The following is a 24,062-nucleotide window of genomic DNA, read 5'->3' as shown; positions in this document are numbered from 1 at the left end:
ATAAGGAGCACCCCATTGATCCGCACTAGCTGAAGCGCCAGTAAAAATTGCTGCTCCTGATACAGCTGCTAAAGCTAAAGTTGATTTCATTTTATTTTTAAACATTATTATCATTTCCTCTCACGTTTTGATAAGTCTATCATACTCAAGCAATATGACAAAGCAATAGCGATTATATTAAAAATGTGACAGGAACTTTAGGCTTTAGTTGCCAGATAAGCTACTTTAAGGTTAAAGCGGTTTTATTTAAGAAAACTCTCCCCAACGCTATTCTCAAGAGAAGGTGAGGATCAATTCATGAGACAAAAAAGCAAGAAGGACTACTCTAATCTGATTCAAAAGAAAGGTCCCAAAGCGTTATTACTTGTGCTCTTAAGGCAGATTCTTTCATAATGTTTACTCCTTATAAAACCTCATCATCTAAACCCTTTTTAATTTGTCATTATTTTATCTTTTCAAAGTTTATTCTCCCCCAGCAAACAATCTTAATCATCTGAATATTCTATATTTTTCCCAAAAAAGAAAGAGAGGAGGAAGACCAACTTTTCGTGTTGGATTTCCACACTCCCAATAGATGATATCTAGCTATTTTAATACAGATCCAAGTAGTTATCAACTTCCCATTGTGAAACAAAAGTAGCATAGCTTGCCCATTCGATCTTCTTAGCTTCTACAAAGTTTGTTGTGATGTGTGTGCCAAGTGCCTCTGTAACCACTTCATCTTCTTGAAGGGCTTTAATAGCATTGTGAAGAGTTGATGGAAGATCCACAATACCTGCAGCCTTACGTTCAGCTTCTGTCATCACATAAATATTTGATTCGACTGGAGCTGGAGCCTCAATTTTATTTTCAATACCATCAAGACCTGACTCAAGAAGAACGGCTAGAGCAAGATATGGGTTAGCAGTTGGATCAACTGAACGCAATTCTAAACGAGTTCCCATACCACGTGATGCTGGTACGCGAATCAATGGTGAACGGTTTTTACCTGCCCAAGCAATATAAACTGGTGCTTCATACCCTGGTACCAAACGTTTGTATGAGTTAACCGTTGGGTTCATAATAGCAGTGTAACTATAAGCATGTTTCATCAAGCCACCAAGGAAATAGTAAGCTGTTTCTGATAATTGCATTCCTTTTGGATCTTTTGGATCAAAGAAAGCGTTGTTTCCATCTTTGTCAAAAAGAGACATATTACAGTGCATCCCTGAACCTGCAATACCAAACTTAGGTTTTGCCATAAATGTTGCATATAAACCGTGCTTGCGTGCTATCGTCTTAACAACCAGCTTAAAGATTTGAATATTATCACAAGCTTTCAAGACATCAGCATATTTAAAGTCAATCTCATGCTGACCAACAGCAACCTCATGGTGACTCGCCTCTACTTCAAACCCCATCTCCGTCAAAACATTCACGATTTCACGACGTGTGTTATCTGCAAGGTCAGTTGGGGCAAGATCAAAATAGCCACCTTTATCATTGACTTCAAGCGTTGGGTTGCCTTGTTCATCCATTTTGAAAAGGAAAAATTCTGGCTCAGGTCCCAAATTGAAAGATTTAAAACCAACTTCTTCCATATGACGAAGGGCTTTTTTCAAGTTTCCACGTGGATCTCCTGCAAATGGCTTACCTTCTGTTGTATAAATATCACAAATCAATCCTGCCACACGACCATTTTCATCACCCCATGGGAAAATGGTCCAAGTGTCCAAATCTGGATAAAGGTACATATCTGACTCATTGATACGTACAAATCCCTCGATAGATGAGCCGTCAAACATCGCTTTATTTGAAAGTACCTTATCAACTTGTTCATCAGTTGCTGGAATCTCAACGTTCTTCATGATTCCTAGAATATCTGTAAACATTAAACGAAGAAAAGTAACATTTTTTTCTTTAATATCGTGTTTGATATCAGCTGCAGTGATTGCCATAAGTGGTCTCCTTTGAATTTTAGAAAAATAAAAATTTATATCTCGTATAAAACTATACGAAAACTAACGAAATATACTGGTTGGACTTACAAAACGACCTTGATTACGCAACTCATCATGCAAAATACGCCGTACATCCTCATCGGTAAGAGCATGTTGCCTTTTCTGAGATTGTATTTCTCGGTCTGCGTACTCTTTTTTTATTGCCGCTATATTAAGTCCCTCATCTAAAAAATCTTTGATTTCGAGAAGGATGTCCATATCATTCAATGAGTAAAGCCGACGATTGCCCGAACTACGATCTGGTGTTAGCAAGCCTTGATCTTCATAATAGCGGATCTGCCTAGCAGACAAATCGGTCAATTTCATAACAGAGCCCATTGGGAAAACTGCCATTGAACGTCTCAATTCTTTTTCTTTCATGACAAACTCCTTTCTCTTAGTAGCTATTATATTCTGAAAATTTTGACATGTCAACCCCATATGTTAGTTTTTCTGACATATATTTATTTTTTTCTATTTTTAACCATTTGTTTATAGCGATCAATATCAGAATTCACCATAATGGCAATAAAAACACCTAAAAAAGTTTCAAAAATCCGTGCAAAGACGTATAAAATAGTATTATGGGAGGGAATAGATAAAGTGATAATCAACAAGGCAGATACACCGCCAATAATCCCTGCTTTATTGTTAAAAGCCACATTAAACATAATAGTTAACATGGTTAAAATAGGTACTAAGAACAAGGTCACCCAAAATGCACCCGAAAAGTAACTATTGATAACAAAAAAAACAAGAGCTAATGCTCCACCAATCGCGTTTCCCAAAATACGGGATGCCCCAAAAGAAACACTCTTATCAAAGTCTTCTCTCAAACTAAAAACAGCCGTCAACGCCCCAATCTGCAAACCTTCCCAGCCTAATAAACCAAATAGCAACAATACCAAGAAAACAGCTAGTCCTGTCTTGGCGGTCCGCATTCCTAATTTAAACTTCTTAGGATCAAATCGATTATTCTTAAACATAATTTTATTGTAACACGAAGTTAGAGTTTTGAGGCATTCAAATTCAAATAACTTTGACAAAAAAATAACTCCATTCCCCCCTAGACTACCTAGTCTTACAACCAGCTCTCAAATGATTTCCTAAAAAAGATAATTGGGTTGAAATCATATATAATCGCAGCTAACTAGACACACATAGTCTCCTCTACTCAAGTATTGACACTATTTATCTCAAAGTGTCTAAAGCCAAATATGCGCGCTCTATTTTCCACTTCTAGAGAGTCGTACGATAATTTCCAGCCTCAATCATCAAGTCAACCAAACAGAAGCTGATTACATATACCGCTTCTTCCCTTCTATGTAATCAAAAAAGGATGGGAAAACCATCCTTTTTCTACAAAATCAAGATTTTACAGAACCAGTAGATACAAAATTCATTTTTCCAGTTAATGTAGCAAGGCCTAGTATTTTTTCACCTTGCTAGACTTTCTAACTCGCTTAGCTTCGTAGAAACTCTACGTGATGCACAAAAAAGAGCTGGAAATCCAACTCTTTTCGTCGTAAGTTTTTTACTTTTCAGTCAATGCCGCAAGACCTGGAAGGACTTTACCTTCAAGGAGTTCCATTGATGCACCACCACCTGTTGAGATCCATGAGAACTTGTCTGCACGGCCAAGGTTGATCGCAGCTGCTGCTGAGTCACCACCACCGATGATTGATTTCACGCCTGGTTGTTTCACGATAGCGTCCATTACACCGATTGTACCTGCTTGGAAGTCTGGGTTTTCAAATACACCCATAGGACCATTCCAAACAACTGTTTTCGCACCAGTCAAAGCTTCGTCAAACTTAGCGATTGACTTAGGACCGATGTCAAGACCAAGGAAGCCTTCTGAAACAGCTTCGCCTTCAGTGTCGCGAACTTCAGTATAGCCAGCAAATGCATTTGCTTCTTTTGAATCAACTGGCAAGATCAATTTACCGTTTGATTTTTCAAGCAATTCTTTTGCCACATCAAGCTTGTCTTCTTCTACAAGTGAGTTACCGATTTCGATACCTTGAGCTTTGTAGAATGTATAAGTCATACCACCACCGATAAGAACTTTGTCAGCTTTTTCAAGAAGGTTCTCGATAACACCGATCTTATCAGATACTTTTGAACCACCAAGGATTGCTACGAATGGACGTTCTGGAGTTTCAACAGCTTCTTGGATGTAAGCAATTTCGTTTTCCAAAAGGAAACCAGCTACTGCTTTTTCTACGTTTGCTGAGATACCAACGTTTGATGCGTGTGCACGGTGTGCCGTACCAAATGCATCGTTAACGAAGATACCATCACCAAGTGAAGCCCAGTATTTACCAAGTTCTTCATCGTTTTTAGATTCTTTCTTACCATCAACATCTTCAAAACGAGTGTTTTCAACAAGGAGAACTTGTCCATCTTCCAAAGCATTGATCGCTGCTTCCAATTCAGCACCACGAGTAGCACCAGTGATGAAAGCAACATCTTGACCCAATTTAGCTGACAAGTCAGCTGCTACAGGAGCCAATGATTTACCTTCTTTATCAGCTTCTTCTTTTACACGTCCAAGGTGAGAGAAAAGAATTGCACGTCCACCTTGCTCAAGAATATACTTGATTGTTGGAAGAGCCGCAGTGATACGGTTGTCGTTAGTGATTACGCCATCTTTCAAAGGAACGTTAAAGTCAACACGGACAAGAACTTTTTTCCCTTTCAAATCAACGTCTTTAACAGTCAATTTAGCCATTTGTTAGACTCCTTAAAATTTTTTTATACAGGTTCATTATATCACAAAAATTGTAAAAGCGATAGCTTCTAACTGTCTGTTTTCATAACAAAAAAAGAGGCCGAAGCCTCTTTTGATACTAAATAAAATTATTTAGCGATTTTTGCAAAGTACTCAAGAGTACGTACAAGTTGTGAAGTGTATGACATTTCGTTGTCGTACCATGAAACAACTTTAACCAATTGTTTACCGTCAACGTCAAGAACTTTAGTTTGAGTTGCGTCAAACAATGAACCGTATGAGATACCTACGATATCTGAAGATACGATTTGGTCTTCAGTGTAACCATATGAATCGTTAGCAGCAGCTTTCATAGCAGCATTGATTTCATCAACGGTTACGTTTTTCTCAAGAACAGCAACCAATTCAGTTACAGAACCTGTTGGAGTAGGTACGCGTTGTGCAGCACCGTCAAGTTTACCGTTCAATTCTGGGATAACAAGACCGATAGCTTTAGCAGCACCAGTTGAGTTAGGAACGATGTTTGCAGCACCAGCGCGCGCACGACGAAGGTCACCACCACGGTGTGGTCCGTCAAGGATCATTTGGTCACCAGTGTAAGCGTGGATAGTTGTCATCAAACCTTCAACAACACCGAAGTTGTCTTGAAGAGCTTTAGCCATTGGTGCCAAACAGTTTGTAGTACATGAAGCACCTGAGATAACTGTTTCAGTACCATCAAGGATTTCGTGGTTAGTGTTGTAAACGATTGTTTTAACATCGTTTCCACCAGGTGCAGTGATAACAACTTTTTTAGCACCATTTTCATGGATGTGTTGTTCAGCTGCAGCTTTAGAAGCAAAGAATCCAGTTGCTTCAAGAACGATTTCTACACCGTCAGTAGCCCAATCGATGTTTGCTGGTTCGCGCTCTGCAGAAACTTTAACGAATTTACCGTTAACTTCGAATCCACCTTCTTTAACTTCAACGCTACCGTCGAAACGACCTTGAGTTGTGTCGTATTTCAACAAGTGTGCAAGCATGTTTGGATCTGTAAGGTCGTTGATGCGTGCTACTTCAACACCTTCTACGTTTTGGATACGGCGGAAAGCAAGACGACCGATACGTCCGAAACCGTTAATACCAACTTTAACTACCATTAGTGATTTCCTCCTTATGAAAATCAAATAAAAAATTATTGTAAAGGGCAAGCCCTTAAGTCTTTGTGAAAAGATTAACTTGGATGATTACAAATTAATCCTTCAACGTATTTATTATATAACTATTTCCATAAAATTGCAAACGATTTTACCCTTTTCTAAAAATATAAAATCGCCTGTTTCCAGACGCTTTTATATTTTTAGATTGGAAGCTCTTAAGCTTCTCCACCATTTTTCTTAATGATTTCTTCTTGAACTGATTTAGGAACATCTTCATAGTGGTCAAATACCATCATGAATGTACCACGTCCTTGAGTTGCAGAACGAAGAACAGTTGCATAACCAAACATTTCAGCAAGTGGAACGTAAGCACGAACGATTTGGCTGTTACCATGTGCTTCCATACCATCAACACGTCCACGACGAGCTGTAACGTGTCCCATAACATCTCCAAGGTTTTCTTCTGGAACTGTTACAGTAACCAACATCATTGGCTCAAGGATAGCAGGTTGTGCAGTCTTAGCCGCTTCTTTAAGAGCAAGAGATGCTGCGATCTTGAAGGCAGTTTCAGATGAGTCAACATCGTGGTATGATCCATCATAAAGTTTAGCTTTAACGTCAACCATTGGGTATCCTGCAAGAACACCGTTAGCCATAGTTTCGATCAAACCTTTTTCAACTGCTGGTACAAATTCACGAGGAACCACACCACCGACGATGGCATTTTCAAACTCGAATCCTTTACCTTCTTCGTTTGGTGTAAATTCAATCCATACATCACCGAATTGACCTTTACCACCTGATTGACGTTTGAAGAATCCACGTGCTTGAGTTGAAGCGCGGAATGTTTCACGGTAAGATACTTGAGGAGCACCTACGTTTGCTTCAACTTTAAATTCACGACGCATACGGTCAACAAGGACATCAAGGTGAAGCTCACCCATACCTGAGATAACTGTTTCACCAGTTTCAACGTTTGTTTCAACGCGGAATGTTGGATCTTCTTCAGCAAGTTTTTGAAGGGCGATACCCATTTTATCTTGGTCAGCTTTAGACTTAGGCTCAACCATCAATTGGATAACTGGTTCTGGAACGTTGATTGACTCAAGAATAACTTTTGCTTTTTCATCAGTTAATGAGTCACCTGTAGTTGTATCTTTCAAACCAACAGCAGCTGCGATATCCCCTGCGTAAACTGTGTCAATTTCTTGACGGCTGTTTGCGTGCATTTGAAGGATACGTCCGATACGCTCACGTTTACCTTTAGAGGTATTCATAACGTATGAACCTGATTGAAGAACACCAGAATAAACACGGAAGAATGTCAAACGACCTACGAATGGGTCAGTCATGATCTTGAAGGCAAGCGCTGCAAATGGCTCATCATCAGATGCTGGACGAGTTTCTTCTTCATCTGTATCTGGATTAATCCCTTTAATCGCTGGAATATCGACTGGACTTGGAAGGTAATCAATAACTGCATCAAGCATCAATTGAACACCTTTGTTTTTGAAGGCTGAACCACATAATACTGGGAAGAATTCAACGTTGATAGTTGCTTTACGGATAGCAGCTTTCAATTCTTCTTCAGTGATTTCTTCACCTTCAAGGTATTTCATCATCAAATCTTCATCAGTTTCAGCAACTGCTTCAACTAATTTTTCACGATATTCTTCAGCTTGCTCAAGGTAATCTGCTGGAATATCTTCTTCAAGAATATCTGTACCAAGGTCGTTAGTATAGATTTCAGCTTTCATCTTGATAAGGTCGATGATACCACGGAAATCATCTTCTGCACCGATTGGCAATTGAATTGGGTGTGCATTTGCTTGAAGACGGTCATGAAGTGTGCTTACTGAGTAAAGGAAGTCTGCACCGATTTTATCCATTTTGTTAGCAAATACGATACGTGGAACACCGTATTCAGTCGCTTGACGCCATACTGTTTCAGTTTGTGGTTCTACACCTGATTGTGAATCAAGAACAGTCACGGCACCATCAAGAACGCGGAGTGAACGTTGTACTTCGATAGTGAAGTCCACGTGTCCTGGTGTGTCAATGATGTTAACACGGTGATCATTCCATTGTGCTGTTGTCGCAGCAGAAGTGATAGTGATACCACGTTCTTGCTCTTGCTCCATCCAGTCCATTTGTGAAGCACCTTCGTGAGTTTCACCGATTTTATGGATTTTACCAGTGTAGTAAAGGATACGTTCCGTTGTTGTTGTTTTACCAGCATCAACGTGAGCCATGATACCGATGTTACGAGTTTTTTCTAGTGAAAATTCGCGAGCCATTTGGTTTTCTCCTATAATTTTTTATTTTACTTTATTATTATACCATATTATTAAGAAAAGCGAGTGGGTTAATCCCACCCGCTTGATTTCTTACTCATGGTGTAAATTAGATGAGGTAAGCCTCAATCCTATTTGTGATGATTGGACGAAGTTCCTTCATCTTAATTAAATTCAGTTAACTTCATATATCAAATGTAGAACTGAACTCGAACGGCCAACTGTCAACGAAAAAAGACAAATCCCATTGAATGCAAAAGCATTCTGCTTCGATTTCCTATTTTTCGTCGGCAGGCACGTTCTCTGTATCTTAATTAGTTGAGCTCGGACTAAAAATTCTGGAAAAAAGATAAATCTTCCTTGGACCTTAAGGTCCTGCGTCTGATTTCCTATTTTTCCTTGAATTGTCTTAACGTCCTCACATCCTAATTGAACTCAGGCTACAACTCACTGACAAAAAGATGAACCTCATTGATTGCAAAGCAATCTGCTTCGCTTCCCTATTTTGTCTAGGAGTTGCTTGACGCCCTCGTATCTTAATCTTAGTTGAATTTTAGCTACAAATGTCTGCCAAAAAGATAAAATCTCCTAGAAACTGAAGTTTCTTTGTCGCTTTTCCTATTTTGGCTAGCATTTGCTTAAGGCTAAAATATCCTATCTTACCAGCGGAAGTGTGCGAATGCACGGTTTGCTTCTGCCATTTTGTGAGTATCTTCACGTTTTTTAACAGCTGCACCTGTGTTGTTTGCTGCATCCATGATTTCTTTTGCAAGACGATCAACCATAGTGTGCTCACCACGGGCACGTGAGATGTTTACCAACCAACGAAGACCAAGTGTCGTACGACGCTCTGGACGAACTTCAACTGGGACTTGGTAGTTAGAACCACCGACACGACGGGCACGTACTTCAAGAACTGGCATGATGTTTTCCATAGCTGTCTCAAATACTTCAAGTGCGTCAGTACCTGTAGCTTCTTTGATTTGATCAAAGGCACCGTAAACGATGCTTGCTGCTGTACCACGTTTACCATCAAGCATAACACGGTTGATAAGACGTGTTACAAGTTTTGAGTTGTAGATTGGATCTGGTAATACTTCGCGTTTTGGCGCTTGATTTTTACGACTCATTTTTTCTTATCCCCCTTCTTATTATCCTTTAGGACGTTTAGCACCGTATTTAGAACGGCCTTGTTTACGATCAGCTACACCTGCAGTATCAAGTGCACCACGGACGATGTGGTAACGTACCCCTGGAAGGTCTTTTACACGTCCACCACGGATAAGAACCACACTGTGTTCTTGCAAGTTGTGTCCGATACCTGGGATATACGCAGTAACTTCGATAAGGTTGCTCAAACGTACACGAGCGAATTTACGAAGGGCTGAGTTAGGTTTTTTAGGTGTCATTGTACCAACACGAGTTGCTACACCACGTTTTTGTGGTGAAGATACGTTAGTTTGAACTTTTTTGTGGCTGTTGTAACCAACGTTCAAGGCTGGTGATTTAGATTTTTCTACTTTAGATTTACGTGGTTTACGAACCAACTGGTTAATTGTAGGCATCTACATTTCTCCTGTAAAATTTTTTATTTTTGGTTGACATGGCACGTGGTGACCGCCCATATCTGTGTGTACTTTTGCAACAATTGTCAGCACGTCTCTGTACACTTTTGAGAGACCAAAAGTAAAAAGTACCGTTAAATATAATAACATATATCATCATTCACGTCAATTCTTTTTTTCTAAAAAATAGACTTAAGGAAGAAATCAATGGATGACTGCAGACCTAGCAAGTATAATCGAATAAATAAAAAACTTCAAAAGTTAGACTTATCCTAACTTTTGAAGTTCATAGGCAGAAAAAGATTCTATCTCGCCTTATCTCTCATCTTTTTTACGTTTATAACTAGCTAAAGCTGCTGCACTTAACATACCAAATCCAAGAAGACTAGCAGAACCATAAGTCGCCTCTCCTGTTGTCGGAAGTGTGTTATTTGTCTTATCCAAGGCTTTTGTCCCATTAGATACCGCAGAATTAGACATTACTACGCTTGGTGAAGCAGGACGTTTCTGTGCTGTCTGTGACAAGACGTTACGACTAGCCTTCTCAACACGATTTTTCTGCTCTAACTGAGCCACTTGCTCACTTACTGGGATATTGACTTGTTCGTTCGACACTGTATCAACAGGCTTGAGACCTGTCGTATTAACAGGCTTCTGAGCAAGAACAACTTCTGTAATCACTCCGTCTTGCTCTGTCGGAATCACAGACTCTTGTTTTGCCAATTGCTCTTTTTGTAGTTCTAGCAAGACTTTTTGAGCAGCTACTAATGTAGCTTGTTTTGCTTCAAGCTGTGTATTGGCTTCTTTTAGTTGATTTGCTAAGGTTTCTTGTTCTTCAAGCGCTAAAGCCAATTGAGATGTCAGAGTCTCTAACGTTTCAATAGCTGCCGCTAATTGTTCTTGGCTTTCTGCTAATAAGTTTTCATTTTGATACTTCGCTAATAACTCTTTAGTTGCAGCTAACTCTTCACTTAAAGTGTTCACTTTGTAATCAGCTGCACCTTTTGCCACAATCAAATCTCCTAGTTCAGATTTAACCGTATCAAAATTATTTTGAGCCGTTACTACAACAGCTTGTAATTCTGCCAAGCGTTTCTCTTCTAGTTCTAGAGCAGCTTGATTGGCCGCTACAGACTGAGTAGCTGTAGTTAGCTGAGTGGTTAAAGTTGATAAAGTCGCTTTTTCGCTAGATAATTGAGCGGATAGAGTGTCAACTTTATTTTGCGCAGCCACTACCGTTGAGTAAGTTGAAATATTGGATTGTTTAGATTGTAAGTCTGAAATTTTAGCTTTAAGATTACTGATTTCTTGACGAACCTGAGAAACCTTAGTTTCATCAACAGTTGATTTTGTTGCCACAATTGGTGTTCGAGAGAAACCTGATGATTGAATCTCACTTTCTTTAACAACTAGATAATGTTGTGTAAAGGCAGTAGAAACACCTGTTGCACCCAAACCATTAATTCCTACACCAATATAGGCTGCCTCTCCACTATCACCTTTCAAGAAGGTACGAGTGTGACCAAAGTTTGAGCTAGCATCTGTAAAGAGCATGTAAATCAATTGATAATAGATCTTACTCTTTAGAGCATCTACCGTTGTTGTATGACTAGACAACCAAGTTGTTCCCATATTTTCATACCAAGAAGCTGTGGTTAAACCTGCTTTACTTGCTTCTTGATTTAAAATAGCGGTATCATGAGCGCCATTTTCATATTGAATACGAGAATGCTTGCTAACATAAGCTGCAGAAACACTTTCAGCAAATGCCATTGAGGAGTCTGTAATAGTTAAAGGTGATAAATTAAAGGCTGCGCGTACGGGATTGAGTAACTCAACAACAAATTGAGTCAATTCTACTTGAACTTCATGGCTGATGTTATTGACATCAACTAAGCGTGTCGTGTCCTCTGCAATGGTCTTATAAGCTGTACTAGAGCCAACAAAACCATCACCCACAACTCCATTTGCAGCTGCCGCCGCTTTCCCAATTTGAATCAATTCATTCTTAGCAGCAGCAGAGATGGAATTATAATTGCGAATATTGGAAAGCTGTGTCGCATAATTAGCAGGCACTACTAGAGTATTTCCACCTGTAACAGACTTCACTTCTGTTGTAGCAGTTTGAAGTTGACTCAGCTCTGCTTCTTTTACTGACAACTCTGTCTTAGCTTGCGTCAATTCTGTTGAAATCGCTGTTGAAGCGGTTGCCTTTGCGGCTTCAAGTTCTTTGTCAGCAGTTGCAACTTCTTTTTCAAGACTCGCTACCTTAGCCTCACTACTTGCCTTTTCTTCAGTCAATTTCTCAGGAGATTGGACAGACTCTGACAAAGTTGCAATTGTTTCCTCACTTTCACTAACGGCATTCTTAGATTCCTGTAATGCCGTGTTAGCAGCAGCAACCTCAGCCTCTTTTTCTTGTACAGCTTGACCTGCTACCTCTGAAGCTGTAGTGGCTGTTTCTAACTCAGAAGTAATTGCTTCGATTTCATCTTGAGTTTCAGAGATAACTTCAGGACTAGATTCTGAAGCGATAATTTCTGCCTCTGCTACGGCACTTTCTGCTGTTGTCACAGCTGTCTCTGCTGCAGCCACTTGCTCAGTCAAGTCTGCTACTACCGCATCTTGCTCGGTGGCAGCTTGAGTAGCTTGCTGTGCCGCATCACTAGCTGTCGCCACTTCTTTTTCAGCATCAGCAACTGCTGCAGTAGCCTCTTCGATGGTTGGAGTTGACTGTGTTGTTGTCTCCTCTGTAGTTGTTGTCACTTGAGTGGCTGATTCTACATCCTCGGCGTGAACAGTCTGGTTAAGTCCACTTGCACCTAGAACAGCAAGTGTTGCAGAAGTCGTTGCCAAAGTCGCTGTTAATTTATTCGTTTTTTTATTATCAATTGATTGATTTTCTATGTTCATTTTTAATACCTCATTATATCTATAAACAATTAGAATTTTATCATAAAAAAGAGAGAGGGACAATCCTATCTCTTTTACAAAATTGTTACAGTTCAAATAAATTCCCTAATTCAACACGAATAAATTTATTTTTTGTATCTAATTCAGCCACACTAAGAAGAGATTTATAATCCACCAAATCCTTTTCTTCCTGCTGGTTTTCTGCAAATACAGCAACACCGACTAAGTGGCTATCAAATTCAGATAATAGACTGACCATTCCTGTAATCGTCCCGCCACCTTTTAAGAAATCATCTACAATCAAGACATTACTGTTAGGCTTTAGACTGCGTTTTGATAAAAACATCTTCTCAATGCGGTCACTCGAACCACTAGCATAGTTCACGCTGACGGTCGATCCCTCCGTTATTTTTAAATCGCGACGAACAATAACAAATGGTACATTTAAAACATTTGCTACCGCATTAGCTAAAGGGACACCCTTGGTAGCTACGGTCATCACTGCATCTATCTTCTTTTCTTTAAAATGTGAAGCAATGATCCGCCCTACTTGATTAAGAATATGTGGTGTACTTAATAAATCTGATAAGTAAATGTAGCCTCCAGGTAAGATACGATCACTTTCAGATAGGCGATCACGTAAATCTGAAGCGACTTGGTATGCCTCTTCTTTAGAAATAGTAGGTGTAAAAATAACTCCTCCGCTAGCTCCTGTCACTGTTTCAATTTCGCCAATATGAGCTTCTTCAAAGGCTTTTTTAATAATAGAGATATCTTCTGAGATGGATGACTTGGCTGTTTCATATTTTTCAGCAAATACATTTAAGCTTGTTAATTGATAAGGATGATTGATGAGGTAGTTAGAGATGACCACCATACGCTCACTTCTTCTTAATTTCATACAGTTCTCCAGAAATTTATTTTCTGCTATTATATCATAATATAAGTAAAAAACGAACATTAAGTCACCTCATGTTCGTTTTTCTTGGTTTTTTACTGATGATATTTTGGTTTGTAGAAGGAACGATTGTCCAAAGCAAAGACACGATTCGTCATTTCTCCCTCGGATACACGACTAAGTGCTGTCTGCATCATCATCATTTCCGCATCAATATTATCAATCATATGAAGAATCTCAGCCTCCATAATCATAGGACGTACTGGGCTACCATATTCCAGCTGTCCATGGTGGCTTAAAATCAGATGGCGAAGCACAATAACTTCTTCTTTATCATCAGGGATATCTAGCTCTGTGATAACTTTTGTAATTTCCTCATTGATTAAGGAAATATGGCCAATCAGGTTACCGCGTACAGTATATTCTGTATTTTCTGGCCCAGTCAACTCAATCACCTTGGCCAAGTCATGCAACATAATGCCTGCAAATAATAAGCTCTTATTGAGGTCTGGATAAATGTCTCCAATCGCATCTGCCAAACGCACCATCGTAGCAGTGTGGTAAGATAAACCATTTTCAAAAGCATGATGATTGGTTTTAGCTGCTGGATAGGTGTAAAACTCCTTTCCAAACTTACGATAAAGCGCACGCACAATCCGTTGCCAAGTGGCATTTTCAATCTTAAAAATCATCTGATCAAGATATTCTTTAATATCATCAAGGTTAACAGGTGATTTTTCTTTAAAATCTTTAGGATCGGAAGGTTCTCCCTCATGAACCAGTCTCAAGGTGATTTGGTTCACTTGAGGCATCCCATTATAGACCTCTCGTCGTCCCTTCATAAAGATAACTTTACCTGCTATAAATTTTTCCACATTGTGAGCTTGTGCGTCCCATAGGTTTCCATTGATTTCTCCTGTATCATCTTGAAAGGTAAACGCAATATAATCCTTACCTGCTCTAGTTTTTCGTACTTCCGCCGACTTAATAAGGTAATAGCCTTCAAAAAGTTGGTCTTTTTTCATCTGGTTAATTTTCATGGTTTTCCTCAATTTCTAGATTTGGTAAGAAAGAATCATCTTGCTCCACTTGCTCAAGACGATCTAGGCTACGTAATATGGCCTTGGTTCGTGTCGATAAAAGACTATCGATATTTTGACTCGCACGGTTTAATTGGGTCTGCGTTTTCGTTAGAAGACCTTCAAATTTACCAAACTCGGTTTTAATCTGACCTAGAGCACGTCCAATATCATTAGCTGAACGCTGCAAACTCAAGGTCTTAAAGCCAACAGACAAGGAATTTAATAAAGCTGATAAGGTGGACGGACCTGCAATCACGATACGGTCATCCCGACGCAAACTATCAAAGAAAGCAGGATGTCTGACGACCTCCGCATATAGTCCTTCTGTCGGTAAAAACATAATTCCAAAATTGGTTGTTTCAGGAGGATTAAGGTATTTTTTATTGATGTCCTTAGCAAAACGTTTGATAGCCGCCAAAAGCATTTTTCGGTGCAGCTCGATTTCTTCCTTTTGACCTCTTTCATAGGCATCTTCTAAGCGATAATAATCCTCTAAAGGAAATTTTGAATCAATCGGCAAATATATGGTCTGCCCTTGGCTTTGTCCTGGGAGTTTGATGGCATATTCTACACGCTCTCTAGAGCCTGAAACAGTTGGGACTTCCACTTCGTACTGACTAGGACTCATAATATCTTCAATGATTTGTCCTAATTGCAATTCCCCCAAAATCCCTCTAGTTTTAGTATTGGACAGAACTTTATTTAAAGTTCCCACATCACGCGCAACCGTCTTCATCTCACCCAGACCTTGATTGACACTTTCTAATTGCTGAGAAACCGTTGCAAAGGAAGCTTGTAAACGGCTGTGCAATGTTTTATCTAGCTTTTCCTCTACGGTCACCCGCATCTCTTCCAAACGCTTTTCATTAGAGTCTTGCATCAATCTGACTGCGTCCGTCAACTGCTTGGTCATCATTTCCAAGCGTTGATCTGAGCGATCACGATGCTCCGTTAAGTGTTGCCCTAAGGTTTCTCTAATAGACAATAGCTGTTGATAAAGATCTCTTTGTAATTCCTGTAGTTGCTTACTTTGCTCAAGAAGCAAATTTTTATTGGCGACTTCCAACTGATAAGACAGTTGATCGGATAAGCGATCCGCTTCTTCTTCTTGAAATTGTACTTGTCTTCGTTGGTCATCTGCTTGCTTCCAAATCAAATATAGCAAAAGGATTACTATGATGATCAAAATCAGATATAACATGCTACCTCCTATCTCTACTCCTTATCACTACAACATAGTCATCTTCTACGGTCACTTTTATGGGATCATCTAAAAATTCATTACTGGTATAAATCTTCTTCTTAAAATAATTCGAAGAAGCTAAAGGGTATTTGGCACCTAAAATCTCCAAAGCCCCCTCACCACTTGTCATAAAGGCAACATAGGGTAGCTGAGGCTCTGGCATAATCAGATGACTCCCCTTGGGATAGTAACTGATATGATTTTGCTGATCTCTTAAGAAAAGCTGACGCATAAAGGGGGCAAGTTCAGGATCGCTAGGCATAAAGAGATTAGACAAAGCGTGGTCCAAACGTCCACCAAAGGCACCAAAAACTGTTACACGAGCTTCTGGATACTGACGAAAGACCTCTTTTAAGGCCAACTCTGTATCTGTATCATTTTTTTCAGGCTGGGCTTGACAGATTCTTTGAGCTTTTTTGACGATCAAGGATTTTTCTGAGGTTGATACGGAATCAAAATCTCCCACAGCCAAATCCAGTGGCAGCCCCTTATCTAAGAGATATAGACAAGCTCGGTCCACCCCTACAATATAATCAAAATCAAAACAAGCTCCTGTGATGTCACCAGAGGCAAAAACAGCAACCGTTTTAGGCCTCAATTGCTTTTTTGAGTGTTGCCACACGTTCATTCAAATCTCCATTAAAGGCATAAGAACCTGCTACAAAGACGTTAGCTCCCGCATCTTTTGTGGCTTTGATGCTCTTATCATCAATCCCACCATCCACTTCAATATCAAAGTCTAAACCTTTTTCTTGACGCAGTTGGGCAACTCTTTTAATCTTTTCGACCATCTCAGGAATAAAGGCTTGCCCTCCAAATCCTGGGTTAACTGTCATAATCAAAACCTGATCAACCAAATCCAAAACAGGTATCAAAGCCTCAACGGGAGTTCCTGGGTTAATCACGACACCTGCTTGCATCCCTGCTGCCTTAATCTTTTGAAGAGCACCATGAATATGGGTGGTTGCTTCCACATGAATGGTTATAATATCGGCGCCTGCTTGAGCAAATTCATCCACATAACGCTCAGGATCTACCACCATCAAATGACAATCAAAAATCAACTTACTATGCTTACGCATAGCAGCGACCACACCTGCACCAAAGCTGATATTTGGTACAAATTGACCATCCATGATGTCAATATGAACATATTCGGCACCACTTGCTTCAACACGCTTCAACTCTGTCGCAAAATTAGCATAATCTGCTGCTAAAATAGATGGGGCAATCTTAAATTGTGACATAATAACCTACTTTCTTTTAACTGTTTTCTTGTATGTTTCACGACGATTTTCAATTTCACTGAGTAGTTGTAAGTAATTTTCATAGCGTCCTTGAAAAATCTCTCCCTGCTCAAGCGCCTGCTTGACTGCACAATTAGGCTCATGGGTATGGGTACACGATCTGAACTTACATTGTGGGGTTAGACGCGCTAGTTCTCTAAAGGCCTGATTTAAGTCCTCACTCTTTGTGACTTCATAGTCTAAGGAAGAAAAACCTGGGGTGTCTGCAATTTTCCCCCCATGAACAGTGTATAAACTCACTGCTCGCGTCGTGTGACGGCCACGTCCAAGACTATCTGAAATCTCACCTGTCTCTAAAGCTAACTCTGGGGCAATTTTATTTAGCAAGGTTGATTTCCCAACCCCTGTTTGTCCCATAAAAACCGTTACACGATCTTTTAATAATGGTAAGAGCTCCTCTAAGTTGTAACATACCTCATAACCAATTTCTTGATAAACACGACGCAACTGGTCTAGCTCTGCTTGATCCTCCAATAAATCAAGCTTTGAAACATAAATAATCGGCTCAATCCGTTTATGCTCCAAAAGCACCAGAAAACGATCTAAAAGATTCGCATTAAAATCAGGCTCCTTAGCCGACATGATGACCACTGCTTGATCGATATTCACAATTGGCGGTCTCACTAAACTATTTTGACGCTCTTCAATCGCTAACACATAACCTTCTGAATGGTCTTCTGCTGAAAACTCAACCCAGTCCCCTACATAAGGTGTTTGACCTTTTTTTCTAAAATTGCCACGCGCCCTGGTCTGATAAACGTGACCGTCCGCTTCAACGTAATAAAATCCTGCTAGGGATTTGATAATTCTTCCTCGCAAATGAACTCCTTAATACTTAATATCCCTATTATATCAAAAAAAGAAAAAGGACAAAACCCAGATAGGTTTGCCTTTCTTATTTCTTTATAATCCTGCTGCTTTCAAAGCATCTGACAATCTCGCAAAGTCCTCAAGTGATAAGGCTTCACCACGTAAATTTGGGGTAAGCTCTGCTTTTTCCAAGGCAAGTTCTAACTTAGCTTTAACCTCATCAGACTTTCCAAAAGCATTGGTCAAGTTATTCCACAGGGTCTTACGACGGTGAACAAAGCTGGCTTTAGCAACCTTGAAAAAGAAGTCCTCATCCTGAACAGCTACCGCAGGGCTATCAAGGCGTGTCATCTTTAAAATCGCGGAATCCACATTTGGTGCAGGCACAAATACGGTACGAGGTACGATGAAGGCCACCTTGGCAGTCATGTAGTACTGAACCGCGATGGACAGACTACCGTAGGCCTTGGTGTTTGGCTCGGCAGAAATGCGGTCGGCCACCTCCCGCTGCATCATGACCACAAACTCGCTGAAGGGAATCTTACTCTCAATCAGGTGCATGAGAATAGGGGTAGTGATGTAGTAAGGCAGGTTGGCCACGACCTTGATGGGCAGGTCAGGATTCTTGAAATTCTGAATCTGGGTCTGCAAATCGGTCTTGAGGATATCTTGATTGACTACGGTCACATTGTCAAAACGACCCAAGGTGTCCGCCAAAATCGGAATCAAGCGGTCATCAATCTCAAAGGCCATAACCTCGGCAGCATTTTCTGCCAAAAACTCAGTCAAAGCTCCGATTCCAGGCCCAATCTCGATAACATTGACATTTTGGTCAATCTCTGCCGTATCCACAATCTTCTGTAAAATATTGGTATCAGTCAAAAAGTTTTGACCGAAGGATTTCTTAAAGGTAAACCCGTGGCACTCAAGGACGGCACGAGTAACGTTTTTGTCTGCAATTCTCATTTATTTTTCTTCCTATTTTCAAACTCTGCTAATAGACGTTTTTTCAACTTTTCTAGCTCTTGTCCCTTCACACACTTTTCATCTGCATACATTTTATCAAACGGCAACCACCAAACCGGTCCTTTACCATTACGACCGTAATCGCCTAAATCACCAGATTTTCTTGGAAAAATATGCCAATGTAGATGACTATCTCCATTCCCTAGACTCTCAATATTTATTTTATCAGCAAAAAAAGCTTCGCTAACAAGTTCCGATACGTCCGCCATCTCTGATAAATGTTGATTTCGAAAAAGAAGAGGTAAATCATGCAATTCAGTGACGTGCTCCTTATACAAAAATAAAGTATACCCTTTAAAATGTTGGTGATCCCCAATAACGACATACCCTGTCTCAAGTTCTTTTACAAAATACGGATTTTCATTTTGCTTAATCCATTCAATCCTTTCACAGATAAGACACATAAAAATTCTCCAATCACAAGGCCATCTCACTCAATCGTGAAACAACACTTAACTTTCTCATAATGGCTGTAATTCCAAATTTGTTTTTTAGTATCAGATACTTTTCTTCATCAAGAAAATATCCTAACCAAAAATGATTACCAAAGCATTCATAAAAATGTGTAAAATAATAGTTAACTCTACTCTACGGGTTTTATAATATAAATAAGATAACAGGAGTGCAGATATGCCGTAATCAAGCCAAGATACAAGGCTATCTGGGTAATGTGGTAATATAAATAGAAAACCCGTTATCAAAAGACTCAATTTTAGATGTTGAGAAAAAATAACTTTTGGCAATATGCCACGAAAAACCATCTCCTCTGCCATAGGAGCAATTAAAATCATTGATCCAATACCGAGCCAAAAATCAATCGAGTTCAGAGGAAGAACTTCCTGACTATCATGAAATATAAATATGAATGATGCATAAGCCAGTGATGCTCCACAGATAGTGTATATTAACCATTTTACATTTTCTTTAGAAAATAAGCTATCATCCCAATTCAACCATTGTCCTTTGCGACCAATAAACAACAGTATCAGAAACAAAGTAGAAAATAATAGAATCAATAATATACCTTGCCCTAATGTCATCTGAGAGAGATTTTCTATACTATTTCCCAGTATCAAAGAAACTAGTGTGTTGCGTATATCAGACGACAATAATAACACAAAAAAAGCTAGTAATAATTGTTTCACAACCTTCATTGTAATCTCCTTATATTTATCTTACCTTCAATAACACTTCTAATACAAAGATGAATCAAAGAACAACTTTTTTCATCATCAACTTTTATACTCCCCCATCACATCTTCCACTTCCGCCAGGCTAATCCCAAACAACTCCAATCGTTTGAGCAACTGCTTGCCGTTGCAATAGCCGATGCGCAAGTGTTCTCCTAGATATTCTCTGCGCTTGCGGCTGTCACCGCCCATAAGGAGCCCTAGGCGCATCAGGTCTGACTTGGTGATGTCAAAGTTATTGTCGTCATCATAGTAACCACGGACACTGGAGAGAGCTTTTTCCAAGTCTTCAAAACTAGCATGCTCTACTCCTAGTGATCTGCCTTTGGTTTTTGACTTTGGAGTTGCTTCGTCTCGCTGTAAAAAGGCGTGCTTGACCGTGGGAATAGCCTGCATGATGATTTTTCGGATGCGCTCGCCATTGTAGTCGGGGTCAGTAAAGACAATCACCTCGCGCAAATCATGGAGACGCTCAATACGCGCTAGATCATCCTCATCAATGGCAGAGCCTCTGGTTTCATAAGTATCCACCTCATAAAAGCGTTTCAGGTTTGCAGTATCGTCCTTGCCCTCAACCACAATCACTTCTTGGATTTTTATTTTTTCAGTCAAGACCAAACAACCTCTTTGCATTTTCTGTTGTGGCACGCGCCACTTCCTCAACCGTTAAACCTCGAAGCTCGGCTATTTTTTCAACGACATAGCGTGTATAAGCTGTTTTATTTTCACGGCCACGTTTAGGAACAGGAGCAAGGTAAGGAGCATCTGTTTCCACCAAAATCTTGTCTAACGGCAAATGTTGTGCAGCTTCTTGGATATCTAAGGCCTTCTTAAAGGTCACCACGCCTGAAAATGAAATCATCATCCCAAGCTCGATGAAGCGCTCTGCCATTTCCAAAGACCCTGAGTAAGAATGCATAATCCCACCGCGAGGTCCTACACCAACCTCTTTGATGATAGCATAAGTATCCTCAAGGGCATCACGGGTGTGAACGACAAAGGGTAAATCCAGCTCTTTTGCCAGAGCCATTTGGCGCTTAAAGACCTCCGCCTGAACCTCTTTTGGATCTTCCATCCAGTAGTAGTCCAAGCCAATCTCGCCAAGGGCAATCACTTTATCATGCTGGAGTTTCTCACGAAGGTAAACCTCTACCGCATCACTATAGGAGCCCGCCTCTGTCGGATGCCAACCCAGTGTCAAATAAATCTCAGGATAGCTATCTGCTAACTCAAGCGCACGCTCAATCGTGTCATGGTCAAAACCAACCACATTGTGAGTCGTCACGCCCATCTCCTTAGCCAAGGCTAACTCCTCTGCGACAGTTTCAGTAAAATTTTCTACGTTTAGGTGTGTATGGGTGTCAAAAATTTCTATTGTCATATCTTTATTCTATCATATTTTCCCAATCAAAAAACCGACAGACTCGAGTTACTGTCGGTTTTTTTAGTCGCATTAAGCTGACAACACTTTACGTCCTTTACGACGACGAGCTGCAAGCACGCGACGTCCGTTTTTAGTTGACATACGGTGACGGAATCCGTGTTTACGTTGACGACGGATTTTACTTGGTTGGTAAGTACGTTTCACTTTGAATACCTCCTCATAGATTTTCGTATTCGTTTAGCCGGCTATTATTTGATCAGTTACTAAACATACCATAATATTTTATAACAAATAGCATCCTCTTGTCAAGAATTATTTGAGAGAGACGATGTTTTTTTTCAAATCAATACTCATTATCTTTGATTTAAGCTAGGAAATGAGCAAAAATAGCTTTAACACTAATGAATAGTCCTCAAGATGAACCTAAAAAACGCTTATTTCTAAGCGTTCTAGTCACCCAAGGTCACAACAATATAACGATTGGGATCACTACCTTCAGAATAGCTTTCCACACCAGAAACTTGGGCGATGGTTTTATGGACAATTTTACGTTCGCTATTGGTCATAGGATCCATGACGTAATCTTGACCTGTTTCCAAGACACGATTTGAAATTTTCTTAGCAAACTCAATCAAAGTCTCTGTACGATGTTCAATATAATCGTTGACATTTAAAGAAACAGAAAAATGTTTAGAATAACGGTCATGTAAGAAATTTTGCGCCAAAAGTTGTAAAGATTTAAGGACTTTACCATGATAACCGATGACACGACCTGGCTCTGAGGTTTCAATCTGTAAATTAATCACTCGACGGCTATAATCTAATAAGACATTAGCCTCAATATCCATCTCATAAATGATGGTCTGAATATAGTGACCAATAGCTTCTGCTGCTTCTGAAATATTAGGGTAAGATTTTTCATCAGACGATACACTTTCTGACTGGAACTCTTCAACAAAGCTTTCTGATGCTGCTTGGACAAGAGAATCTGAAAGAGATTCCGAAAGAGATTCTGAACTAGATGCCGACAAACTCTCCTCAAGCGATAAACTCAGACTCTCCGAGCTTTTTTTCTGCCTTGCTGAGTCTAGCTTTTCCGCCTCGACCATCACAGACTTAAGCTCCGCCGTCTGACTAAAATCCTCTAATCTTGCCACCTCAACAACAGCTGGTTTTTTGAATAATCCCAAAAATCCTTTTTTCTCGCGAGACACCACTTTAATGCGTGCTTGTAAGCGAGAAAGTCTCAACTCCTTTAATCCTTTTTGAATGGCTTCTTCAACAGTAGATCCTGTGAACTGTCCCATTTTTATTCTCCTTATTTTCTCTTTTTCTGAGCTTTCTTCTTAGCTTTTCTTAGTCGTGCCTCTTTTTCTTTTTCCTCTTGTGCTAAACGCTGACGCTCCGCAATAATTTTAAAAGGATTATTAAAGATTAAGGTTTGCGCTACTTGGTAAGCATTTGAAACCGTCCAATAAAGAGCCACCCCACTTGCCACACTGATAGAGAAAAAGAAAATCATCACTGGCATAAAATAAGTCATAATGGTCATCGCAAAATTCTTCTCAAGTGCTGATTTTGAACTTAACCATGTAGATAAAAAAGTGAATCCTGCCGCTAACACTGGCAAAATAAAATAAGGATCAGGCTGAGAAATATCTAACCATAAGAAATGACCAGTTTTTAAAAACTCTACTCGAGTGAGAGCCTGATAAAGCGCTAAAAGAACTGGCAATTGAATAAAAATAGGCAGTAAGGTCAAATAAGGATTAACCTTATGCTCTTTATATAAACGCTGTGATGCCTCTGCAAGAGCCATACGACTATCGGTATCACGACCTGGATACTGAGCTTGTAAAGCCTTGAGCTCTGGCTGAAGCGCCTGCATGCGCTGACTTGACTTAATCTGTAAATTAAAGACAGGCAAGAGAACTGTCCTAATCACAAGGGTAAAGAGAATGATTCCCACCCCAATATTACCAAAAGACAAGCCTCTAATAGCTCTTGCAAATAAATAGACAAACTGTTCCCAGCCACCTGAGCTTGAGCTGGTAATATTGCCTGTCCCACAGGCTGTCAATATAAGTAAGCCCATAAGGAGCATCCCTACTACTTTAATCTTCTTTTTCACTTGATAAACCTTCCTGATAAAGATTTCCGAGTTTCAAGACATGCATCAAATTTTGCCTCAACTCTTGATAAGACAATTCTTCTACCCCTTTTCTAGCAATCACGACAAAGTCATCCGTTACTAAATAGGGGGAAAATTCCATCACTAAGTGACGTAATCGTCTTTTTATGCGGTTTCGCACCACGGCATTGCCTAGTTTTTTCCCAACTGAGAGCCCTACTCGGTAGTGTTTTTGTTGTTTTTCTAAGCGATAGACTACAAATTTTCGATTGGCGACACTTTGACTTGCCTCAAAAATTACCTTAAAGTCCTTCTCGCTCTTTACTCGAAATGATTTTCGCAAAATACGACTCCAAACCTCTAAATT

Annotated in this window: 24 protein-coding genes; all 24 read right to left on the bottom strand. The window is 39.8% G+C overall.

Annotated features, from left to right (window positions below; genetic code table 11):
- Positions 1–590 precede the first annotated feature (590 nt).
- On the bottom strand, positions 591–1,937 hold the full coding sequence (gene glnA / locus ACVRWY_RS01940; RefSeq protein ID WP_354367683.1) for a type I glutamate--ammonia ligase: 1,347 nt from the start codon (positions 1,935–1,937) through the stop codon (positions 591–593).
- Positions 1,938–2,000: 63 nt separating this feature from the next.
- Positions 2,001–2,360: a MerR family transcriptional regulator gene (locus ACVRWY_RS01935; protein ID WP_354367685.1), complete on the bottom strand. Its 360-nt coding sequence runs from the start codon at positions 2,358–2,360 to the stop codon at positions 2,001–2,003.
- Positions 2,361–2,443: 83 nt separating this feature from the next.
- Positions 2,444–2,965, bottom strand: a complete 522-nt coding sequence (locus ACVRWY_RS01930) for an FUSC family protein (RefSeq protein WP_354367687.1) — start codon at positions 2,963–2,965, stop codon at positions 2,444–2,446.
- Positions 2,966–3,513: 548 nt separating this feature from the next.
- Entirely contained in the window at positions 3,514–4,713 is a 1,200-nt protein-coding gene (locus ACVRWY_RS01925; RefSeq protein WP_354367689.1) for a phosphoglycerate kinase, read from the bottom strand.
- A gap of 128 nt (positions 4,714–4,841) precedes the next feature.
- A complete protein-coding gene (gene gap / locus ACVRWY_RS01920; protein WP_354367691.1) occupies positions 4,842–5,852 on the bottom strand; it encodes a type I glyceraldehyde-3-phosphate dehydrogenase in 1,011 nt (336 codons plus the stop codon).
- A gap of 215 nt (positions 5,853–6,067) precedes the next feature.
- Complete coding sequence (gene fusA, locus ACVRWY_RS01915; RefSeq protein WP_354367693.1) at positions 6,068–8,149, bottom strand: elongation factor G; 2,082 nt, start codon at positions 8,147–8,149, stop codon at positions 6,068–6,070.
- A gap of 656 nt (positions 8,150–8,805) precedes the next feature.
- Positions 8,806–9,276 (bottom strand): 30S ribosomal protein S7, encoded by a 471-nt coding sequence (gene rpsG, locus ACVRWY_RS01910; RefSeq protein ID WP_354367695.1) that lies wholly within the window; start codon positions 9,274–9,276, stop codon positions 8,806–8,808.
- A gap of 21 nt (positions 9,277–9,297) precedes the next feature.
- A complete protein-coding gene (gene rpsL, locus ACVRWY_RS01905; RefSeq protein WP_009854984.1) occupies positions 9,298–9,711 on the bottom strand; it encodes a 30S ribosomal protein S12 in 414 nt (137 codons plus the stop codon).
- Positions 9,712–10,026: 315 nt separating this feature from the next.
- On the bottom strand, positions 10,027–12,624 hold the full coding sequence (locus ACVRWY_RS01900) for an SEC10/PgrA surface exclusion domain-containing protein (RefSeq protein WP_354367697.1): 2,598 nt from the start codon (positions 12,622–12,624) through the stop codon (positions 10,027–10,029).
- A gap of 85 nt (positions 12,625–12,709) precedes the next feature.
- The gene (gene purR / locus ACVRWY_RS01895; protein ID WP_354367699.1) at positions 12,710–13,525 is read right to left on the bottom strand and encodes a pur operon repressor; all 816 of its coding nucleotides are present in this window, start codon (positions 13,523–13,525) and stop codon (positions 12,710–12,712) included.
- Positions 13,526–13,617: 92 nt separating this feature from the next.
- Positions 13,618–14,562, bottom strand: coding sequence for a 3'-5' exoribonuclease YhaM family protein (locus ACVRWY_RS01890; RefSeq protein WP_354367701.1), 945 nt, complete (start codon positions 14,560–14,562; stop codon positions 13,618–13,620).
- Complete coding sequence (locus tag ACVRWY_RS01885; RefSeq protein ID WP_354367703.1) at positions 14,552–15,805, bottom strand: DNA recombination protein RmuC; 1,254 nt, start codon at positions 15,803–15,805, stop codon at positions 14,552–14,554. The genes ACVRWY_RS01890 and ACVRWY_RS01885 overlap by 11 nt, the downstream gene beginning before the upstream one ends.
- Position 15,806: 1 nt before the next feature.
- Positions 15,807–16,475, bottom strand: a complete 669-nt coding sequence (locus ACVRWY_RS01880) for a thiamine diphosphokinase (RefSeq protein WP_354367705.1) — start codon at positions 16,473–16,475, stop codon at positions 15,807–15,809.
- Positions 16,435–17,094: a ribulose-phosphate 3-epimerase gene (gene rpe / locus ACVRWY_RS01875; RefSeq protein ID WP_354367707.1), complete on the bottom strand. Its 660-nt coding sequence runs from the start codon at positions 17,092–17,094 to the stop codon at positions 16,435–16,437. Before rpe ends, ACVRWY_RS01880 begins: the two co-directional genes overlap by 41 nt.
- A gap of 6 nt (positions 17,095–17,100) precedes the next feature.
- Positions 17,101–17,973, bottom strand: a complete 873-nt coding sequence (gene rsgA, locus ACVRWY_RS01870; protein WP_354367709.1) for a ribosome small subunit-dependent GTPase A — start codon at positions 17,971–17,973, stop codon at positions 17,101–17,103.
- An 84-nt stretch (positions 17,974–18,057) separates the two neighbouring features.
- Positions 18,058–18,930: a 16S rRNA (adenine(1518)-N(6)/adenine(1519)-N(6))-dimethyltransferase RsmA gene (gene rsmA / locus ACVRWY_RS01865; protein WP_354367711.1), complete on the bottom strand. Its 873-nt coding sequence runs from the start codon at positions 18,928–18,930 to the stop codon at positions 18,058–18,060.
- The gene (locus tag ACVRWY_RS01860; protein WP_354367713.1) at positions 18,927–19,394 is read right to left on the bottom strand and encodes an HIT family protein; all 468 of its coding nucleotides are present in this window, start codon (positions 19,392–19,394) and stop codon (positions 18,927–18,929) included. Before ACVRWY_RS01860 ends, rsmA begins: the two co-directional genes overlap by 4 nt.
- A gap of 123 nt (positions 19,395–19,517) precedes the next feature.
- The gene (locus ACVRWY_RS01855; protein ID WP_354367715.1) at positions 19,518–20,144 is read right to left on the bottom strand and encodes a CPBP family intramembrane glutamic endopeptidase; all 627 of its coding nucleotides are present in this window, start codon (positions 20,142–20,144) and stop codon (positions 19,518–19,520) included.
- 78 nt (positions 20,145–20,222) lie between these two features.
- A complete protein-coding gene (gene rnmV / locus ACVRWY_RS01850; RefSeq protein ID WP_354367798.1) occupies positions 20,223–20,813 on the bottom strand; it encodes a ribonuclease M5 in 591 nt (196 codons plus the stop codon).
- A complete protein-coding gene (locus ACVRWY_RS01845) occupies positions 20,785–21,555 on the bottom strand; it encodes a TatD family hydrolase (protein ID WP_354367800.1) in 771 nt (256 codons plus the stop codon). The genes rnmV and ACVRWY_RS01845 overlap by 29 nt, the downstream gene beginning before the upstream one ends.
- 78 nt (positions 21,556–21,633) lie before the next feature.
- Positions 21,634–21,768: a 50S ribosomal protein L34 gene (gene rpmH / locus ACVRWY_RS01840; RefSeq protein WP_002885866.1), complete on the bottom strand. Its 135-nt coding sequence runs from the start codon at positions 21,766–21,768 to the stop codon at positions 21,634–21,636.
- 245 nt (positions 21,769–22,013) lie between these two features.
- Positions 22,014–22,871, bottom strand: a complete 858-nt coding sequence (jag, locus tag ACVRWY_RS01835; RefSeq protein ID WP_354367718.1) for an RNA-binding cell elongation regulator Jag/EloR — start codon at positions 22,869–22,871, stop codon at positions 22,014–22,016.
- 11 nt (positions 22,872–22,882) lie between these two features.
- Complete coding sequence (locus ACVRWY_RS01830; protein WP_354367720.1) at positions 22,883–23,695, bottom strand: YidC/Oxa1 family membrane protein insertase; 813 nt, start codon at positions 23,693–23,695, stop codon at positions 22,883–22,885.
- Positions 23,679–24,038: a ribonuclease P protein component gene (gene rnpA, locus ACVRWY_RS01825; protein WP_354367722.1), complete on the bottom strand. Its 360-nt coding sequence runs from the start codon at positions 24,036–24,038 to the stop codon at positions 23,679–23,681. The genes ACVRWY_RS01830 and rnpA overlap by 17 nt, the downstream gene beginning before the upstream one ends.
- Positions 24,039–24,062 lie beyond the last annotated feature (24 nt).

The organism is Streptococcus porcorum, from assembly GCF_053203725.1.
This window is presented reverse-complemented; position numbering and strand designations above follow the sequence as displayed.

Coding starts and splice junctions, on each gene's coding strand:
- glnA (WP_354367683.1), bottom strand. CDS start 1,937: ATGGCAATCACTGCAGCTGATATCAAACACGATATTAAAGAAAAAAAT.
- ACVRWY_RS01935 (WP_354367685.1), bottom strand. CDS start 2,360: ATGAAAGAAAAAGAATTGAGACGTTCAATGGCAGTTTTCCCAATGGGC.
- ACVRWY_RS01930 (WP_354367687.1), bottom strand. CDS start 2,965: ATGTTTAAGAATAATCGATTTGATCCTAAGAAGTTTAAATTAGGAATG.
- ACVRWY_RS01925 (WP_354367689.1), bottom strand. CDS start 4,713: ATGGCTAAATTGACTGTTAAAGACGTTGATTTGAAAGGGAAAAAAGTT.
- gap (WP_354367691.1), bottom strand. CDS start 5,852: ATGGTAGTTAAAGTTGGTATTAACGGTTTCGGACGTATCGGTCGTCTT.
- fusA (WP_354367693.1), bottom strand. CDS start 8,149: ATGGCTCGCGAATTTTCACTAGAAAAAACTCGTAACATCGGTATCATG.
- rpsG (WP_354367695.1), bottom strand. CDS start 9,276: ATGAGTCGTAAAAATCAAGCGCCAAAACGCGAAGTATTACCAGATCCA.
- rpsL (WP_009854984.1), bottom strand. CDS start 9,711: ATGCCTACAATTAACCAGTTGGTTCGTAAACCACGTAAATCTAAAGTA.
- ACVRWY_RS01900 (WP_354367697.1), bottom strand. CDS start 12,624: ATGAACATAGAAAATCAATCAATTGATAATAAAAAAACGAATAAATTA.
- purR (WP_354367699.1), bottom strand. CDS start 13,525: ATGAAATTAAGAAGAAGTGAGCGTATGGTGGTCATCTCTAACTACCTC.
- ACVRWY_RS01890 (WP_354367701.1), bottom strand. CDS start 14,562: ATGAAAATTAACCAGATGAAAAAAGACCAACTTTTTGAAGGCTATTAC.
- ACVRWY_RS01885 (WP_354367703.1), bottom strand. CDS start 15,805: ATGTTATATCTGATTTTGATCATCATAGTAATCCTTTTGCTATATTTG.
- ACVRWY_RS01880 (WP_354367705.1), bottom strand. CDS start 16,475: ATGAACGTGTGGCAACACTCAAAAAAGCAATTGAGGCCTAAAACGGTT.
- rpe (WP_354367707.1), bottom strand. CDS start 17,094: ATGTCACAATTTAAGATTGCCCCATCTATTTTAGCAGCAGATTATGCT.
- rsmA (WP_354367711.1), bottom strand. CDS start 18,930: ATGAGAATTGCAGACAAAAACGTTACTCGTGCCGTCCTTGAGTGCCAC.
- ACVRWY_RS01860 (WP_354367713.1), bottom strand. CDS start 19,394: ATGTGTCTTATCTGTGAAAGGATTGAATGGATTAAGCAAAATGAAAAT.
- ACVRWY_RS01855 (WP_354367715.1), bottom strand. CDS start 20,144: ATGAAGGTTGTGAAACAATTATTACTAGCTTTTTTTGTGTTATTATTG.
- rnmV (WP_354367798.1), bottom strand. CDS start 20,813: ATGCAAAGAGGTTGTTTGGTCTTGACTGAAAAAATAAAAATCCAAGAA.
- jag (WP_354367718.1), bottom strand. CDS start 22,871: ATGGGACAGTTCACAGGATCTACTGTTGAAGAAGCCATTCAAAAAGGA.